General features: G+C 70.2%; 8 protein-coding genes. 5 read left to right on the forward strand and 3 right to left on the reverse strand.

Going from position 1 to position 13,114, the window contains the following annotated elements; all coding sequences use genetic code 11:
- Positions 1-51: 51 nt before the first annotated feature.
- Positions 52-3,279: a fused isobutyryl-CoA mutase/GTPase IcmF gene (gene icmF / locus JIX55_RS03320; RefSeq protein WP_257561698.1), complete on the forward strand. Its 3,228-nt coding sequence runs from the start codon at positions 52-54 to the stop codon at positions 3,277-3,279.
- 48 nt (positions 3,280-3,327) lie between these two features.
- Positions 3,328-4,188, forward strand: a complete 861-nt coding sequence (locus tag JIX55_RS03325) for a 3-hydroxybutyryl-CoA dehydrogenase (RefSeq protein ID WP_257561699.1) — start codon at positions 3,328-3,330, stop codon at positions 4,186-4,188.
- Positions 4,189-4,395: 207 nt separating this feature from the next.
- On the opposite strand, the gene JIX55_RS03330 is transcribed toward JIX55_RS03325, so the two are convergent.
- Both JIX55_RS03330 and JIX55_RS03335 read right to left on the reverse strand, forming a co-directional pair.
- A complete protein-coding gene (locus JIX55_RS03330) occupies positions 4,396-5,370 on the reverse strand; it encodes an alpha/beta hydrolase (protein WP_257561700.1) in 975 nt (324 codons plus the stop codon).
- Between the two features lie 252 nt (positions 5,371-5,622).
- The gene (locus JIX55_RS03335) at positions 5,623-6,645 is read right to left on the reverse strand and encodes a LacI family DNA-binding transcriptional regulator (RefSeq protein WP_257561701.1); all 1,023 of its coding nucleotides are present in this window, start codon (positions 6,643-6,645) and stop codon (positions 5,623-5,625) included.
- Between the two features lie 188 nt (positions 6,646-6,833).
- Here JIX55_RS03335 and JIX55_RS03340 point away from each other — a divergent pair, with 188 nt between their 5' ends.
- Genes JIX55_RS03340 through JIX55_RS03350 form a run of 3 tightly spaced genes read left to right on the forward strand, consistent with a single transcriptional unit; the run spans position 6,834 to position 11,550 of the window.
- Positions 6,834-8,138 carry an MFS transporter gene (locus JIX55_RS03340; protein WP_257561702.1) on the forward strand — a complete coding sequence of 435 codons (1,305 nt, stop codon included), beginning with the start codon at positions 6,834-6,836 and terminating at the stop codon, positions 8,136-8,138.
- The gene (locus tag JIX55_RS03345; protein ID WP_257561703.1) at positions 8,135-8,911 is read left to right on the forward strand and encodes an alpha/beta hydrolase family protein; all 777 of its coding nucleotides are present in this window, start codon (positions 8,135-8,137) and stop codon (positions 8,909-8,911) included. The genes JIX55_RS03340 and JIX55_RS03345 overlap by 4 nt, the downstream gene beginning before the upstream one ends.
- A gap of 29 nt (positions 8,912-8,940) precedes the next feature.
- Positions 8,941-11,550 (forward strand): alpha-L-rhamnosidase, encoded by a 2,610-nt coding sequence (locus JIX55_RS03350; protein ID WP_257561704.1) that lies wholly within the window; start codon positions 8,941-8,943, stop codon positions 11,548-11,550.
- Between the two features lie 526 nt (positions 11,551-12,076).
- On the opposite strand, the gene JIX55_RS03355 is transcribed toward JIX55_RS03350, so the two are convergent.
- Complete coding sequence (locus JIX55_RS03355; RefSeq protein WP_257561705.1) at positions 12,077-13,000, reverse strand: alpha/beta hydrolase fold domain-containing protein; 924 nt, start codon at positions 12,998-13,000, stop codon at positions 12,077-12,079.
- Positions 13,001-13,114 lie beyond the last annotated feature (114 nt).

Genomic DNA, 13,114 nt, shown 5'->3' on the forward strand with positions numbered 1-13,114 from the left:
CTAGTATCCATTCCGTCAGCAGTCCCCCCGCCCTGTCCGGGAAGGCCCCCCATGAGCGATCTGCACCGACCCGCGCATCCTGTCCGCCTGGTCACGGCTTCGGCTCTGTTCGACGGGCATGACGCGTCGATCAACATCATGCGGCGGATCTTCCAGTCCCAGGGCGCCGAGGTGATCCACCTCGGACACAACCGGTCGGTGCGGGAGGTCGTGGACGCGGCGTTGGAGGAGGACGCCCACGGTGTCGCCGTCTCGTCGTACCAGGGCGGGCACGTGGAGTACTTCGAGTACCTGGTCGAGTCACTGCGTGCGCGGGGAGCCGACCACATCCGCGTGGTGGGCGGCGGAGGCGGCGTCATCGTGCCCGAGGAGATCACCCGGCTACGGAACAGCGGGGTGACCATCTTCTCCCCCGAGGACGGCCAGCGGATGGGCCTCGCCGGGATGGTCAACTCGGTCGTGGAGGACTGCGACTTCGACCTCTGGGACGGCAAGCCGACCGACGCCGCCGCCGTACTCGCCGGCGACCGCTTCGCGATCGCCCGCGCCATCACCGGCGCGGAACTGGGCAAGCTGCCCCCGGATCTCCTGGAGCAACTGCGTGCCGCCGCCGCGGCACGGGTCATGCCGGTGCTCGGCATCACCGGCACCGGCGGCTCCGGAAAGTCCTCTCTCACCGATGAACTGGTGCGCCGCTTCCGCGTCGACCAGCAGGACAAGCTGCGCATCGCGGTGCTCGCGGTCGACCCGACCCGCCGCCGCGGCGGCGGGGCACTGCTCGGTGACCGGATCCGCATGAACTCCCTCGACGGGAACCGGGTCTTCTTCCGGAGCCTGGCCACCCGTGGCAGCCACGAGCTGCCCGAGCACCTGTCCGACGTCATCGACGTGGTCAAGGCCGCCGGATTCGACCTGGTGATCGTGGAGACACCGGGCATCGGCCAGGGAGACGCCGCGATCGTGCCGTACGTCGACACCTCGCTGTATGTGATGACACCGGAGTTCGGTGCCGCCTCGCAGTTGGAGAAGATCGACATGCTCGACTTCGCCGACGTCGTGGCGATCAACAAGTTCGAGCGGCGCGGCGCGCACGACGCGCTGCGCGACGTGGGCCGCCAACTGATCCGTAACCGCGAGGCGTTCGGCATGCGGCCCGAGGACATGCCGGTGTACGGCACGTCGGCGGCGACCTTCAACGACGACGGTGTCACCGCGCTCTACCAGCACCTCAAGGCCGGGCTGGCCGAGAAGGGGCTGCCACTGTCCGAGGGCGCGCTGACACCGGCCGGCGTGCGCCACTCCTCCGGCATCCGGCAGGTGGTGCCCGCGGACCGGGTGCGCTACCTCGCCGAGATCACCGACACCGTCCGCGCGTACCACGCCGAGACCGGCCACCTGGCCGAAGCGGCAAGGCGGGTGCAGCGCCTGGAGACGGTCAGCGCCGAACTCGTCGCGGCCGACTCCGACGCGGCCAACGTGCGGTCGCTCCTTCGGGGCGCCCGCGAGCAGCTCCCGCACCACATCACGGAGCAGATCGCGAACTGGCCCGCCGTCATCGCCTCCTACTCCGGAGACGAGCAGGTGGTGAAGGTCCGGGACAAGGAGATCCGCACCAGGCTGACCCGCGAGTCCCTGTCCGGCAGCAAGGTCCCGCGCGTCGCCCTGCCCCGCTTCACCGACCACGGGGAGCTGGTGCGGTTCTGGCGCGGGGAGAACCTGCCCGGCCACTTCCCCTTCACGGCCGGGGTGTTCCCCTTCAAGCGCGACGGCGAGGACCCGGCGCGGATGTTCGCCGGTGAGGGCGATCCGTACCGTACGAACCGCCGCTTCAAGCTGCTCTCCGAGGGCCAACCGGCCACCCGCCTGTCCACCGCCTTCGACTCGGTCACCCTCTACGGCCGTGACCCGGACGAACGCCCCGACATCTACGGCAAGGTCGGCACGTCCGGAGTATCGGTGGCCACGCTGGCGGACATGAAGGCGCTCTACGACGGCTTCGACCTGATCTCGCCCACGACCTCGGTCTCCATGACCATCAACGGACCCGCGCCGACCATCCTGGCGTTCTTCCTCAACACCACCATCGACCAGCAGATGGAAGGGTTCCGAACCGCCGAGGGCCGGGACCCCTCGCCCGAGGAGGCGGCCGAGCTGCGGGCCCACGCGCTCGCCACCGTGCGCGGCACCGTGCAGGCCGACATCCTCAAGGAGGACCAGGGCCAGAACACCTGTCTGTTCTCCACCGAGTTCTCCCTGCGGATGATGGCCGACATCCAGGAGTGGTTCATCGCCCACAAGGTCCGCAACTTCTACTCCGTGTCCATTTCCGGCTACCACATCGCCGAAGCCGGTGCGAACCCCATCAACCAGCTCGCCTTCACCCTCGCCAACGGCTTCACCTACGTCGAGGCCTACCTCGCCCGGGGCATGCGCATCGACGACTTCGCCCCGAACCTGTCGTTCTTCTTCTCCAACGGCATGGACCCCGAGTACTCCGTCCTCGGCCGAGTCGCCCGCCGTATCTGGGCCGTCGCGATGAAGGAGAAGTACGGCGCGGGCGAACGCAGCCAGAAGCTGAAGTACCACGTCCAGACCTCCGGACGCTCCCTGCACGCCCAGGAGATGGACTTCAACGACATCCGCACCACCCTGCAGGCCCTCACGGCCATCTACGACAACGCCAACTCGCTGCACACCAACGCCTACGACGAGGCCGTCACCACCCCGTCCGAGGAGTCGGTACGGCGGGCGCTGGCGATCCAGCTCGTCATCAACCGCGAGTGGGGCCTGGCGATGAACGAGAACCCCCTGCAGGGATCGTTCGTCATCGACGAACTCACCGATCTGGTGGAGGAGGCCGTCCTCCAGGAGTTCGAGCGCATCAGCGAGCGCGGTGGTGTGCTGGGCGCGATGGAGACCGGCTACCAGCGGGGCCGTATCCAGGACGAGTCGATGCTGTACGAGCAGCGTAAGCACGACGGCACACTGCCCATCATCGGCGTCAACACCTTCCTCCGCCCCGGAGGCGACAGCCGGCCCCCGGAGCTGGAACTCGCCCGGGCCACCGAGACGGAGAAGCAGTCCCAGCTGGAGCGCGTGCGGGCCTTCCGGACTCGCCACCGCGACCAGGCCCACCATGCCCTGGCCGCTCTCAAGGACGCGGCGACGAGCGGCGGCAACGTCTTCGCCGTCCTCATGGACGCCACCCGGGTCTGCTCACTTCAGGAGATCACCGAAGCCTTCTTCGAGGTGGGCGGCCAATACCGCCGAAACGTCTGACCCAGCCCCGGAATCCACCCCGCAGCGACTCATCAGATAGGACCTCAGATGGATCCCGTTACCCGCCTCGGCATTGTCGGTTGCGGCCTCATGGGCTCCGGCATCGCCGAAGTCGCCGCCCGCGGCGGCATCGACGTCCGCGTCGCCGAGGCCACACCGGACGCGGTCGAGGCAGGCCGCCGCCGGCTCACCGCCTCCCTCGACCGAGGCGTACGGCGTGGCAAGCTCGGCGAGGAGCAGCGCGACCAGGCCCTCGCCAGGCTTTCCTTCACCCACGACCTCAGCGACATGGCCGACCGCCAGTTCGTCATCGAGGCCGTCGCCGAGAACCGCGACATCAAGGCCGACGTCCTGCGCACCCTGGACAAGGCGGTCGAAGACCCTTCGGCGGTCCTGGCCACCAACACCTCCTCGATCCCCGTCGTCGATCTCGCCGTCGTCACCGAGCGGCCCGCGCAGGTCATCGGCATGCACTTCTTCAATCCGGTGCCCGTGCAGCGGCTGGTCGAGGTCATTCCCACCCTCATCACCAGCGCGGACACCGTGGACCGCACCCGCGGCTTCGCCGAGCAGTTGGGCAAACAGGCCATCCAGGCGCCCGACCGTTCCGGCTTCGTCGTCAACGCCCTCCTCGTTCCCTACCTGCTCAGCGCGGTCCGGATGGTGGAGTCGTGCTCCGCGCAGCCGGAGGACATCGACCGGGGCATGGAACTCGGATGCGCCCACCCCATGGGGCCGTTGCGCCTGCTCGACCTCATCGGCCTCGACACCGCCCAGGCCGTGGCCGAGTCGATGTACGAGGAGTACAAGGAGCCGCTGTACGCACCGCCCGCACTCCTGCGCCGCATGGTCGCCGCGGGTCACCTCGGCCGAAAGAGCGGACGCGGCTTCCACACCTACGACGCCTGAACCAGGGCCGGCCGCAGTCCGAGTGGAGAAAGGAAGCCCCGCTCCGGGCACCGCGAGGATCCATGATCTCGGCTTCACAGAAGACGGCGACGGGGCGGCACCGATCCCGGCCTGAGTCCTACCGGCACCGCTCCGCCGCGGCCCTCAACGACGCCATGTCCACGGTCCGGCCGAGAAAACCTCGGACCGGACTCGTCAGCTCCGCCGTCACTCCCCCAGCAGTCGTCGCAGCCACCGCAGACGGGCCGCACGGGCGTCGACCGAGAGTGCCGCCTGCGGCACGAAGCCGTCGAACCCGTGGAAGCCGCCCGGCCAGACATGCAGTTCGGCGCTGCCTCCTGCCTGCCAGATCCTGGAGGCGTAGGTGACGTCCTCGTCGCGGAAGGTCTCCGCGGAGCCGACGTCGATGAAGGCGGGAGGCAGGTCGGAGAGGTCGTCCGCGCGAGCCGGCGCGGCGTACGGTGAGACGTCGTCGGTGCCACGTGCCTCGCCCAACAGCGCGTTCCAGCCGGTCTCGTTGGCGGTGCGGTCCCATACGCCGAGCCCGGTCATCTGGTGGGCGGACAGTGTGTCGTTGCGGTCGTCGAGCATCGGGCACGTCAGGAGCTGGCCGATGGGGCGGGGGCCCTGGCGGTCGCGGGCGAGGAGTGCGAGGGCCGCGGCGAGTCCGCCGCCCGCGCTGCCCCCGGCCAGGATGATGCGGTCCGGATCGCCGCCGATCTCCTTGGCGTGTTCCGCCGTCCACAGCAGACCGGCGTAGCAGTCCTCGACCGGCGCCGGGTGCGGATGCTCGGGGGCGAGCCGGTATTCCACCGACACCACGACCAGGTCCAGTTCCTGAGCCCAGTCGAGGGGAAGGCCCAGCCGGTTGGTGCCGAGGACCATGCCCCCGGGGTGCGTGAAGTACACGATCGGCCGTGGTTCAGCCCCGTGGGCGGGGCGACAGATCAGCAGGGAGACGTCCGGTGCGCCCGGCGGGCCGGGCACCGCCCGCTCCTGTATCTCCAAGAGCCCGCCACAGCTCAGTTCGTCGTCCGTCATGAGGGGAATCCCGCCGTTGAACCGCTCTCTCGCCGCGGGGATGTCGTCCGGGGTCGCCGTGGTCGGCGCCTGGTCACCGAGTTCCACCAGGGCGGCGGCCAACTCCGGGTCGAAGGGGGGAGGGGGAGGGGGCGTGGTCATGTGAACCTCCTGGGGGTTGATCATCGAAGCTCGCGGCCCGGTTGAAGGGGCATCGCGACGCGACGAATCCGTGCGGTGGGGATGTCTGTTCGTCGGGCGCCGGGTCCGCGAGGAAAGAGCGGCGTCTGCGGAGGGGGGAGCAGGCCGAGGCCCCGGCTTACGCGGTCGTACGGTCCAGGCACCTACGCTCGTTTCTTCGAGGCCGCGCGGGTCCGTGAGTTGGAGGGGACGGTGAGACGGCGGAGGAGCCGGTCAGGCGGAGTCCCGCGCTTCCACCCGAAGCGCATCCTCGACGGGGCCGACGGGAAGCTCCGTCCGATCGGGGGCGTCGACCCGATCGAGGGCGTCGACGACGCGGCGGGCAAGACCCCGCGCGAGGGTGTCGGTGTCGCGGACGACCGTGGTCAGCGACGGTCGCAGCAGAGCCGAGCTCGGGATGTCGTCGACACCGATCACGGCGAGGTCGTGCGGAGCCCGCAGCCCGAGGGACTGCACGGCCAGCAGGACCGCCATGGCGATGTCGTCGTTGAACGCGCAGACGCCCGTCACCGGCGGGTCGGCCGCGAGCCATGCCTTCACCGCTTCCATGGCACCGTCCAGGTCCAGCGGGACGGTCCGGACATCGGGCTCCGGAAGGCCGTGTTCGGCGCAGACCTTGCGGACCCCGTCCAGTCGCGGCTGGGCCAGGACGTCGAGTCGCGGCAGGTCCGGGTAGGCGTAGCCGAGCCTGCGGTGCGAGCCGGCGAGATGGCGGGCCTGCATCGCGCCGATCGGTTCCTCGGACACCAAGGGTGATCGGGCGTCCCGCGCCGAGCCGTGCATCGCCATGACGACCTCGATGCCCGCCGCCCGCATGGCCTCGGCTTCGGCCTCGGGGAACTCGCTCAGGGCGAGTACCGCGGCGGGTGTCAGGGCCCGCCAGATCTCCCGCAGGGGCCGGGCGGGCTGCGCCGAGGAGTGCACGAGGAAGGTGAGCTCGTGTTCGGCGAAGGCGTTGGTCAGCTGTTGGATGAGCCGTCCGAGTACATGCTGGATCGGCCAGTCCGGCAGCACACCGAGCACGATGTCCGAACGCCCCGTCCGTAGTGCGCGCGCCGCGGCCGAGGGCGCGTAGCCGAGCCGGACAGCGGCGTCCCACACCCGGCGGCGGGTAGCCTCGGCGATCTTCTGGTGCGGGGTGTCGTTGAGGACGTAGCTCACCGTCGCGCGCGAGACACCGGCCTCCCGTGCGACATCCCCGCTGGTCACCCGTCTGCCTCTGGACGTCCCGGCCATGCATCCCACCCTCTGACGGACCTCTTGCCAAACCCCGCGAGTGCGGGCTAGCTTACCCGCTCAGTCAACCTACACGTTTAAGTGGCGCGATTAAGTAACGCTCTGTAGCAGAATCCGGCAACTCTCCCCAGGTGCCACGCTTCAGGTCCCCCACCCTCCCCGTCTCCGGTAGTCAACGAAGAGGACCCATGTCTGGCCTGAAAGACAGCACGAGCAACCCCTGGAAGACCGCGACGCTCGCCGGCATGGCCTCCTACCTGGACGCCGCCGCTCTGGTGACGTCGGGCATCGCCATCGCCGGCTACTATGCCGCACCCCTCCAACTCAGCCCCGAGACCATCGGCTCCCTGCTGGGACTGCAGACTCTGGCCTTCGCCGTCGGCGCACTGTTCGGCGGCCGGCTGGGCGACCGATTCGGCCGCAGGGCGGTCTTCACCCTCTCGCTGATCCTCTACGCGGTCGGTGTCCTGCTGCTCCTCGTGGCGGCGGACCCCGCTCTGCTGTACGCCGGTGTCGTGGTCACGGGCCTGGCCATCGGCGCGGACCTCCCGGTGTCGCTCGCACTGGTCAACGAGGAAGCACCGGCCGGCAAGAAGGGCACCATGGTGGTCTTCTCCAGCATGCTCTGGCTCGCCGGCATCGTGGCCGTGCTGATGCTGAGCTCCTTCATGGGAGCGCAGGGCATGCTCGGCGGCCGCATCCTCTTCGCCCACCTGCTGGCCGTGGCGGTCATCGTGCTGCTCCTGCGCCTCACCCTCCGCGAGTCGGCCGAGTGGGCCGCCGCTCGCCAGGCCGCCGACGCACACACGAACGCCGCCGAGACCATCCAGTTCAGCCATATCCGCGATCTCTTCCGGGGGCCGACCCTCTACGCCCTGCTCGCGACGGGGCTCTACTACGCCACCTGGAACCTCGGCGCGAACACCCTCGGTCAGTTCGGCACGTTCCTGTGGACCGCTCTGGCCGAGGGAGAGGTCGCGCAGTACTCGCGGCTGACCCTCCTCGGACTTCCGGTGGGCTTCGTGGCCGGCCTGGTGTTCATGCGCGTGGTCGACCGCCCGGCCAGGCACGCCTGGTTCGCCGCGGGCACCGCCCTGATCGTCATCGCCTGGGCACTGCCGGCCCTGCTCGGACCCGGCAGGTTCACCCTGGTCGCCGTCATGCTCGTCTCCGGCCTCGGCAACTCCTTCGCCGGTGAGTCCATCTACAAGATCTGGTCCCAGGAACTCTTCCCCACCCTGCTGCGGGCCACCGCGACCGGCGTGACCATGGCCTTCACCCGGGCCATCGCCGGGCTTGCCGCGCTCGGCACCCCGGCCTTCGCCCTGGGCCACACCGGGCTGTTCTTCGGCCTGCTCCTCGGCGCCACATTGGTAGCGGCGGTGATCGGCCTGGTCTGGGTGCCGCGCCTGCCCCACGCCACCCGGCCCGAGGAGTCCGCCGGCCCGAGCAGCGCTCCCGTAATCGAGACCACCGTAAAGGCTGCTCCTTGATCCGCCATCACGACTTCCGTCACCACGGCCTGACGCTGCGCTCCACGCTGCACGTCCCCGAAGGGCCGACCGGAACCCGCCGTCCGACCGTGGTGTTCGTCCACGGCTTCACCTCCAACCGGATCGAACTGCCGAACTTCGTCGCCATGTCCCGGCTGTTGCACGACAACGGCATCGCCTCGGTACGGTTCGACCTCTCGGGCCACGGGGAGAGCGACGGCGACTTCTTCGATGTGACCATCACCGGCGAGATCGCCGAAACCCGCGCGATCCTCCAGGCGGTCCGGGCCCTCGACTTCGTCGACCCCGACCGGATCGGCCTGGTCGGGATGAGCATGGGCGGCGTGGTCGCCGGCATCACGGCAGCCGAAGAGCCCGGGATCAGCGCCCTGTGCCTGTGGTCCCCGGCCGCCGTCGCCCCCTTCGAGATCGGAAGGGGCTACCTCAAAGGCCGCAGTTTCGCACCGGAGATCGCGGAGAAGGGCTACATCGACGCCGATGGTCACCGGATGAGCCCCGCCCTCGTCGAGGACATCGCCGGTCTCGATGTCTACGGGCGGTCCAGCGTGTACACCGGCCCGGTCCACATCCTGCACGGTGACAAGGACGACGTCGCACCTCTCGAGTACGTGCGCCGCTACCTGGATCACTACAACGGCAACGCGGATCTGGAGATCGTCGAGGGCGCGGATCACGCCTGGGGTTCCATCCCGCACCGCACCGCGCTGCACCAGTCCACGCTGCGATTCCTCCGGAGGCACCTCCAGCGATGAAGACGTCGAGCCTTACGGCACTCCACGCGATGGACACCGCGACGTCGGTCGTCGGGCTGCACACCGCGGACGACTCCGGTCTCGTGGCCACCCCGTACCCCGATCCCCGCCTGTCGTGGTCACTGACGAGCGACAGGCCGGACGTCCTGCAACACGCCTACGAGATCCAGGTGTCGACCGAGAGGTCCTTCCGCGACACCGCGTCCAGCGGCGAGGTCGAGTCCGACGTGGTGACCGATCACCCGTGGCCGGCCGAACCGCTGAGCAGCCGCGAGGTCCGGTACTGGCGTGTCCGTGTCCGCACCGACCTCGGGTGGACCGCATGGAGTGAACCGGCCCGTGTGGAGGCCGCGCTGCTCGACGACACGGACTGGGTCGCCCGCCCCGTCCATCTGCCCAGTGACCGGGGCCGTACCTCCCCCGGCCCCGTGCCGTTGCTCCGCCGGGAGTTCAGCCTCCCGGCGGAGCCGGTGTCCGCGCGGCTGTACGTGACCTCACTGGGCGTGCACCGCACCGCGGTCAACGGCCGTCCCGTCTCCGACGAGCTGCTGGAGCCGGGCTGGACCAGCTACCCCAACCGACTTCTCTACGCCACCTACGACGTCACCGGCCTCCTCGTCCCCGGCCCGAACGCCCTCTCCGCCGCGGTCGGTGACGGCTGGTACCGCGGCCATCTCACCTGGCACAAGAACCGCGACGTCTACGGCGACACGACGGCTGTGCTCGCCCAGCTCGAAGTCACCCTGGCCGACGGCAGCAGCGTCATGGTCGCCACCGACGACCACTGGAGAGGCGGTTACGGCGACCTGCTGGCAGCGGACCTGTACGACGGCTGCGAACGGGACCTCCGCCACGAGCCCGACGGCTGGCAACTGCCCGGCTTCGTCGACCACGACTGGGAACCGGTCACCCCACTCCCCCTCCCCCAAGGGCTGACGCAGCGGGCGCACCCACCCGTACGTGTCGTACAGGTCATCCGGCCCGAGCAACAGACCCTGCCCGACGGCACGATCGCCGTCGACGCGGGCGAGAACATCACCGGCTGGCTCAGGCTCCGCGTCGACGGCCCGCCGGGAAGCACCGTCACCGTCCGGCATGCCGAGGTTCTCGACGGCGACGGCCGCCTGCTGACGAGCATCCTGCGCGGCGCCCGCGCCACCGACCAGTACACCTTGGCCGGGGACAGGGCCGATCTGAGACCGGAGTTCACCTTCCACGGCTTCCGGTACGCCGAGATCGTCACCTCCCCTGGCGTGACCGTCGAGGCGGTCGAGGTCGACGTGGTGGCCAGCGACCTGCGTCGCATCGGCGATTTCCACTGCTCCGACGAGCGCGTGAACACGCTGTACGCCAACGTCGTACGCTCCCAGCGCGGCAACTTCCTCGCCGTGCCCACGGACTGCCCGCAGCGCGACGAACGGCTCGGCTGGACCGGGGACATCATGGCCTTCGCCCCCACCGCGTGCGCCACCTTCGACAGCGCCGCCTTCCTCGACAGCTGGCTCACCGATCTCCGTGTCGAGCAGCGGCCGGACGGCGCGGTCCCGATGGTGATCCCCGATGTACCGCTCGGCGAGCTGCCGCCGGCCGATCTGCCGTTCGCCGGTACCGCTGCGGGCTGGGGCGACGCCGCCACCGTCGTACCGGCCGCCCTCTTCGACGCCTACGGCCGGCCCGGCATGCTGGGCCGCCACTACGCGGCGATGCGCGCCTGGGTCGAGTTCACCGTCGATCATCTGGCCGAGGACGGGACCTGGAGCGGCAACGCCCAGCTCGGTGACTGGCTCGACCCGGCCGCGCCACCCGAGGACCCGGCCCGTGCCACCACCGACTCCGCCTATGTCGCCACCGCCTTCGTCGCGCACAGCGCCCGTCTGCTCGCCGACGCGGCCCGTGAACTGGGCCACGCGGACGATGTCGACCGGTACGCGGCCCTGCACCGGCGCACCGCCGAGGCCGCCTGGCGCGAGTGGGGCGACCACGCCCGCACCACGCAGACGGGCTGCGCGCTCGCCCTGGAATTCGGCATCGCGCCGGCCACCGAGCGCGCCGACGTGGGCAAGGCCCTCGCGAGTCTGGTGCGCGCCAACGGCGGACGTATCGCCACGGGGTTCCTGGGCACACCGTTCGTGCTGCCCGCCCTCAGCAGCACGGGCCACACGGCCGAGGCGTACGAGTTGCTGCTCAACCCCGAGTGTCCGGGCTGGCTGTACCAGGTCGCCCAGGGCGCCACCACCATGTGGGAGCGGTGGGACGCGATACGCCCCGACGGCACCATCGACGTCGAGAAGGCGGGCACGATGCTGTCGTTCAACCACTACGCCTACGGCGCGGTCGCCGCGTGGCTCTACCGGTCTGTCGCAGGTCTGCGCCCCGTCGATCCCGGCTATCGCACGATCGAGATCGCTCCCCGCCCCGGAGGCACACTCACGTCCGCCGAGGCCTCGATCGCCACTCCGTACGGCACCGCGTCCGTCGCGTGGTCGATCGGTGACGACGCCCTCACGGTGAAGGCCGTTCTGCCGCCCGGCACCACCGGACGGTTCAGCGCTCCCGAGGGCTGGCGCGGTGCGGAGGCCATCGACCGACTCGGATCCGGCAGCCACCTCGTGTCCCTGCGTCCGGTCACCCGTTCCTGACCGCCACCCACCCAAGGATCCGCACGATGGCGACCCCCCACGATCACCGCGCAGCCGAACTGGCCTCGCCGAGAAGACCGCACTGCTCCCTGAAGGGCGACAGTGTGTGGCGACCGCTCACCCTCGGCTCAACCGCCGGCGAGTGGTTCGCTCACCCCGCCGTCGGCCCTGCCCTCACCGTGGCGATGACGTCCGGGCTCAGCTCGGAACAGTCCGACGAGGTCCTGGAGGGGAACGAAGGCGCGCTGCGCCTGGCGGATTGTCGTCCATGGCGATGCGTCAGTTCCTCGGGTTCCTCCCCAAGCCGATTCCGGACGAGACGCTGGAGCGGCTCATGAGGATGAGCGAGGCGTAACCGGAGCCTGTCGGCCTCGGATCTCCTCACCCCCGGTCCCGGAAACGGGGCTCACAGACGGCGGCCCGCTGCTCCCTGACACGCAGCGGGCCGCTCCCTCCCATGCGCCATGCAGCGCGTACCGCATGGCGCAGCTCGCCCAACCGTTCAGGTCAGCGCCGCCGCGCCGCCTCACCGCAGGGCGTCGGCGAAGAAGTCGAGTGAGCGGTCGACCTCGGCGAGAGCCGGGGTCCGGTTGAGGTGGCCGTGCGGCATACCGGCGGCCAGATAGGTCCTGACCTCGACCTCGGATGCCGTCAACTGCCGTGCCAGGAGTTCGGCCGACGGCCGGAGGTCGTCGTATTCGGAGACCAGCACGTGAACCGGCGGGAGGCCGTGCAGCGGGGCCGCGCCGGGCAGTGCGTCGCGCGGGAGGTCGGTGAGGCGGCCGACGTAGTTCCGCACCATGAACTCGATGTCCGCCGTGGTGAACCGCATCGTCGGGGGCAGGGCCGTCATGTCGGCGGCTGTGGCGGTCTCGAGAGCCGGGACGGGGAAGTGCGCGAACGGGTAGGCGAGCAGGAGGAGATCGGCCGGCCGCAGTGCCTCGTCACGGTCCCGGAGGGCTGCGGCAAGGGCCAGCGCCGCGCCCGCGCTCGCCCCGCCGAGAGCCACGACCTCGGCGTCGGCTGCCAGCTCGGTCCTGAGCCACCGCCACGCGGCGCACACGTCGTCCACCGGGACCGGGTAGTGGACGCCGCCGTTGGCCAACCTGTAGTCGACGGAGACCACCACGGCCCCGGCCCGCGCCGCCAGTTCGGCCGCGACGACGTGTGCCTCGGGCATGTCGAGGTCGCCGCCGAGGAAACCGCCGCCGTGCACCCACAGGACGGCCGTGGAACCGGGGTGCCGGGGGGTGTACGTCCTGACCGGCACCGGGCCATGAGGACCGGCTGTCTCACGGTTGTCCACCACGACGTCGGGCTGGGTCCATTCCTTCGGGTCCCGCATGAACTCGCCGAACCGCGACAGGGCGCCCGGGTCGGCGAGATCGGCGAACGTGAGGCCGGAGACGAGGTGCAGCCTCTCCGCGAGATAGGGGTCGAGGGGCATCATGGCCGCCTTCCGTGGCGTCTGGGCAGGGACAGCAGGCGTACCTACGGGCACGTCGAAACCGCGGTGGCCGGCGGCGGACCCTGCCATTGCCGACCACGCCTGCGGCGGGCCTGA

The sequence above is a fragment of the Streptomyces sp. DSM 40750 genome (genome assembly GCF_024612035.1).
GTDB lineage: Bacteria > Actinomycetota > Actinomycetes > Streptomycetales > Streptomycetaceae > Streptomyces.